Source organism: Streptococcus sp. HMSC073F11, from assembly GCF_001810785.1.
GTDB lineage: Bacteria > Bacillota > Bacilli > Lactobacillales > Streptococcaceae > Streptococcus.
The window spans coordinates 1-581 of the sequence record NZ_KV802694.1 but is presented as its reverse complement, the minus strand read 5'-3'; the positions used below and the strand labels follow the sequence as shown (position 1 = coordinate 581).

The following is a 581-nucleotide window of genomic DNA, read 5'->3' as shown; positions in this document are numbered from 1 at the left end:
TCTCAACTGCATCGTTTGTTGTTGCGTTGTCGATTGCTTGTTTCGCTACGTCGGCTTTGGCTTTTGCATCTGCTTTAGCTGCAGTTTTTTCTTCGTCTGTTAAGTCATTATTGGCATCAATCGCGTCATTCTTAGCTTTTAATGCGTCATCAATTGCTTGTTTTGCAGCCGGTTTAGCTGTTGGTGTTGGAGTGACTGATGATATACTTGTCGCTCCGTCATTTTTAGCTTGTTCTACCGCTGCGTTTGTTGTTGCGCTATCGATTGCTTGTTTAGCTGCATCGGCTTTGGCTTTGGCGTCTTCCTTAGCTTTGGCTTTCTCTTCAGCAGTCAAATCGTTATTGGCATCAATCACATCGTTCTTAGCTTTCAATGCGTCATCGATGGCTTGTTTTGCAGCCGGTTTAGCTGTTGGTGTTGGAGTGACTGATGATACACTTGCTGCCCCAGCGTTTTTAGCTTGAGTTACTGCATCGTTTGTTGTCGCGTTGTCAATTGCTTGCTTCGCTGCGTCAGCTTTCGCTTTGGCGTCTTCCTTAGCTTTGGTTTTCTCTTCAGCAGTCAAATCGTTATTGGCATCA

Annotated in this window: 1 protein-coding gene; it reads right to left on the bottom strand. The window is 44.9% G+C overall.

All coding sequences use genetic code 11. The annotated features are described in order from the left end of the window. Nucleotides 1-581, bottom strand: a 581-nt coding sequence (locus tag HMPREF2764_RS06735) for a DUF1542 domain-containing protein (protein WP_070528275.1), incomplete at both ends; no start/stop codon positions are given.